Here is a 4,110-nt window from a genome sequence, read left to right as displayed (position 1 = left end):
GCCCCCGCTATGCCGCCCCGCTGGGCCACGCCGGTGCCACGGCCGCCCTGCTCGTCCTGGCCGCCGGTGCCGCGTGCTGTGCCGCCTGGGCGACGCCCGTACCGGCGCTGCGTCTGGCGCTGCGGACGCTGGCCGCCGGGATCGCCCTGACCGGGGCCGTGCTGGGGTCGGCGGCCGGTTGCGCGGCCGGCGCGGTGATCCTGCTGTGCTCACTGGCCGCGGGCCGGGTCGTCCGACGGGGCGCATGGCTCGCGGCACTGGCCGTGGTCGCGGCCCTGGTGGCCGGCACGGTCTGGGCGGTCGCCGCGAACGCCCCGACCGGTGGGCTCTCCGGGGTGATCGAACACCTGCTGACGCCGCGCCGGGTGGGACTGTGGCGGGACGCCCTGCGGCTGGCGGGCCGCAACGGCGGGCTCGGCGTGGGCGCCGACCGGTTCGGCGAGCTCAGCGGGCCGCAGCCGCCGCAGTTCGACGGCAAGCCGCACTCCGCCCCGCTCCAACTGGCGGCGGAGCAGGGGCTCGTCGGTGTGTTCCTGCTCGTCGCCGTGTTCTGCTGGGTGCTGCACGCACTGTGGCGCGCCCCTCGCCCCACGCCGGTCGCCCTCACCGCGGGCACGGCCCTGACCGCGCTCGCCGTCCTCGCCTCGGTGGGCGACGCGCTCAGCTTCACCACGGTGACGGCGGGTGCGGGACTGCTGGCCGGCTGGGCGACGGCACGACCGTGGACGGGAGTCGGCGCGGAGCCGGACGACCCCCGGTGATCGCCTGCCGGCACCCCTGGTCCGTCGTCGGACGGAACGACGGAGCAGACGGACTCAGCCGGCCGTGCCCGGCCTGATCGAGCCCAGCCTGGCCCTGATGGCCCGTACCGCCGATTCGGCGTTGTCCACGGTGATCGTGAAGGTGTGGCCGTCCCACAGGTTGAGGACGATGCCCTCCCCGCGGCGCACGACGACGGCAGTGCCCTTCTCCGGACGCCAGCGGTAGCCCCAGCCGCCCCACTGCCGCGGGGTCACCAGGGCGGTGAAGTCGGCGCCCGCCACATGGGAGAGCGGGATGCGCCGGCGCGGCAGCCCGATGTGGCCGCAGCGCACCTCGACGCACTCCCGGTCGAGTCTGAGGTCGACGTGCACGAAGGCCAGCGTGCCGAAGAGGACGAGCAGGCCGGCCGCGATGCAGCCCACGACGGACATCGCGAGCGCGGCGATGCCGGACGTCCACGCCGAGTCCACCGCCAGGTGGATGCCGAGCGCCATGCAGGCCGCCCCGACCACCGCGAGCAGCCACTGCGCCCGGTTGGTGGCCCGTCCGGTCCAGACGTCCTGGTGCGAGGTGTCGTCGGCGCGGCGCTGCTCCCTCATGTCTATGAGGTTACTCAGGTTTCGTTGCGCGGGTAGGGAGTGGCGGAGAGTCACTGGCCCGGGTGGAGCAGGGCGGGCCGAGCGGCCCGGGCCCATCCCCCGGCGGTCAGCGCACGGGGCTGACCGTCTGCAGGAAACGGCCCTCGGCGTAGGCCAGCGCCGTGTCGGGGAGCGCTGCCTCGCGGCCGCTGAGCAGCACCGTGAGCGTGGTGTCGGCGACGGCGTCCGGCGCCGGCTCCGCACCGATCCTGCGCAGCGCCTGCGCGGCCACGGCCCCCGCGGAGCCGTGCAGCATCAGCGGCGGACGGCCCGGCTGCTGCACGGCCGCCCGGATGCGCTCGGCGACCAGCTCGTAGTTGGTGCAGCCGAGGACGAGCGTGGTCACGTCGTGCGGGGTGCGGGCGGCAGCCGAGGCGATCGCGGCGTCGATCGCGGCGTCGTCCGCGTGGTGCACGGCATCGGCGAGCCCCGGGCAGGCCACCTCGGTGACGGCGGCACCGGCGGCGAACTGCTCGATCAGCCCCCGCTGGTAGGCGCTGCCCGTGGTGGCGGGCGTCGCCCAGATCGCGACATGGCCGCCCCCGGCCGCGGCCGGCTTGATGGCCGGGACGGTGCCGATGATCGGCAGGTCCGGCTCGAACCGGGCGCGCATCTGCGGCAGGGAGTGCACGGACGCGGTGTTGCAGGCGACGATCAGGACGTCGGGCCCGTGCGCGGCGGCCGCCTCGGCCACGGCGATGGCCCGCTGCGTGATGTCCTGCGGAGTGCGCGGCCCCCAGGGCATCCCGTCCGGGTCCCAGGACAGCACCAGGTCGGCGTCGGGTCGCAGCCGGCGTACCGCGGCAGCGGCGGGAAGCAGGCCGATTCCGGAGTCCATGAGCGCGATCTTCACCCGGCCACGATAGACGATCCCTCTCGTGGACCCCTTGGCGTGGGGCAGACTGCGGACCGTGAGCGCCTTCCTGTGGATCACCGTCGGATCGCTGGCCGCCTGGGGCTGGCTGCTGCTGTGCCAGGGGTTCTTCTGGCGCACGGACGTGCGTCTGCCGCCGCGTCGCGAACCGGAGGAGTGGCCGTCGGTCTGTGTCGTCGTACCCGCCCGCGACGAGGCCGCCGTGCTGCCCGCGAGCCTGCCGTCGCTGCTGGCGCAGGACTATCCGGGGCGGGCGGAGGTCTTCCTGGTGGACGACGGGAGCACGGACGGCACCGGGGAGCTGGCCCGCGAGCTGTCCGGGCGGCACGGCGGGCTGCCGCTCACCGTGGGCTCTCCGGGCGAGCCGCCCGCGGGCTGGACGGGCAAGCTGTGGGCCGTACGGCACGGCATCTGTCTGGCACGCGCGCGTCACCCGGAGTACCTGCTGCTGACGGACGCCGACATCGCGCACGCGCCGGACAGCCTGCGCGAGCTGGTGGCCGCCGCCCGCACCGGGGGTTTCGACGTGGTGTCGCAGATGGCCCGGCTGCGGGTGGAGAGCCGATGGGAGCGGCTCGTGGTCCCGGCGTTCGTCTACTTCTTCGCCCAGCTGTACCCCTTCCGGCGGATCGGCCGGACGGGGTCGCGTACGGCGGCCGCGGCGGGCGGTTGCGTCCTGCTGCGCGCCGGCGCGGCGGAGCGGGCGCGGATCCCGGACGCCATCCGGCACGCCGTCATCGACGACGTGGCGCTCGCCCGGGCGGTGAAGGGCGCGGGCGGGCGGGTCTGGCTGGGGCTGGCCGAGCGGGTGGACAGCGTGCGCCCGTACCCGGGGCTGCACGACCTGTGGCGCATGGTCTCGCGCAGTGCGTACGCCCAGCTGCGGCACAACCCGCTGCTGCTGCTCGGCACGGTCGCCGGGCTGGCGCTGGTCTACCTGGTGCCGCCGGCGGCCGTGGTCGCGGGTGCGGCCGGCGGCGGCGCGGCAACGGCGGTCCTGGGCGCGCTGGCCTGGGCGGTGATGGCGGGCACGTACGTGCCGATGCTGCGCTATTACCGGCAGCCGCCGTTGCTCGCCGCGCTGCTGCCGTGCACCGCGTTCCTGTACCTGCTCATGACGGTGGACTCCGCAGTGCAGCACTACCGGGGGCGCGGGGCGGCCTGGAAGGGCCGCACGTACACGCGTCCCGGCGCGGTGCCCGACGAGGGCTGAGCCCCGTCATTTGCGGCCGGGCGTCCAGTTCATGCCCCACCCGTAGGCGCGGTCTACGGTCCGCTGCGGGCTCACCCCGCGCTCCGGCACGAGATACCGGGCCTCGCGCTGGACGAGGAGGTCGCCGCCCGTGTTGGTGATCAGGGCGAGCGCGCACACGGTGGAGGGGACCGTGCACTCGTCCAGCGAGAAGTCGATCGGCGCGCCGTGCTGCGGCCGCAGGGTGACCGTGGCGTGCAGGTCGGCGAAGGAGCGGGCCCCCTCGTAGATGGTGACGAAGACGAGAATGCGCCGGAAGTCCCGCGTGTGGTCGAGGTTGACGGTGAGGTTCTCGCCGCTCGCCACGGCGCCGGTGCGGTCGTCGCCGTCGAGATGGATGTACGGCGGCCGGTGCAGCGACCCGAAGGCGTTGCCGAGGGCCTGGACGACCCCCTTGCGACCGTCGGCAAGCTCGTACAGCGCGCACAGGTCGAGATCCAGGTTCCCCTGGCCGCCGCCCCAGCGGCCGCCCCGGCCGGAGAGCCGTTTGCGCACCTGCCAGTTGAGGTTCACGCGCAGGGCACCGGAGGTCCCGCCCTGCTTGGCCAGCGAGACCGAGGGGGCCGCCTTCGTGAGGGTGACCT

Annotated in this window: 5 protein-coding genes; 2 read left to right on the top strand and 3 right to left on the bottom strand. The window is 75.0% G+C overall.

The features are described 5' to 3' along the window. A partial coding sequence (locus ACLU3S_RS36095; RefSeq protein ID WP_413956203.1) for an O-antigen ligase family protein occupies positions 1 to 761 on the top strand: 761 nt, incomplete at its 5' end. 54 nt (positions 762 to 815) lie between these two features. Here the strand turns inward: ACLU3S_RS36095 and ACLU3S_RS36090 are convergent. After that, positions 816 to 1,361, bottom strand: coding sequence for a hypothetical protein (locus tag ACLU3S_RS36090; protein WP_413956202.1), 546 nt, complete (start codon positions 1,359 to 1,361; stop codon positions 816 to 818). 106 nt (positions 1,362 to 1,467) lie between these two features. After that, entirely contained in the window at positions 1,468 to 2,253 is a 786-nt protein-coding gene (locus ACLU3S_RS36085) for a glutamate racemase (protein WP_413956201.1), read from the bottom strand. Positions 2,254 to 2,311: 58 nt separating this feature from the next. Between ACLU3S_RS36085 and ACLU3S_RS36080 the strand changes: the two genes are divergently transcribed. Further along, entirely contained in the window at positions 2,312 to 3,487 is a 1,176-nt protein-coding gene (locus tag ACLU3S_RS36080) for a glycosyltransferase (protein ID WP_413956200.1), read from the top strand. Between the two features lie 6 nt (positions 3,488 to 3,493). Here the strand turns inward: ACLU3S_RS36080 and ACLU3S_RS36075 are convergent. Next, positions 3,494 to 4,110: TerD family protein (locus ACLU3S_RS36075; RefSeq protein WP_413956199.1), on the bottom strand; the 617-nt coding region annotated here is incomplete at its 5' end.

Source organism: Streptomyces sp. AF1A (genome assembly GCF_047340315.1).
Taxonomy (GTDB): Bacteria; Actinomycetota; Actinomycetes; order Streptomycetales; family Streptomycetaceae; genus Streptomyces.
This window is presented reverse-complemented; position numbering and strand designations above follow the sequence as displayed.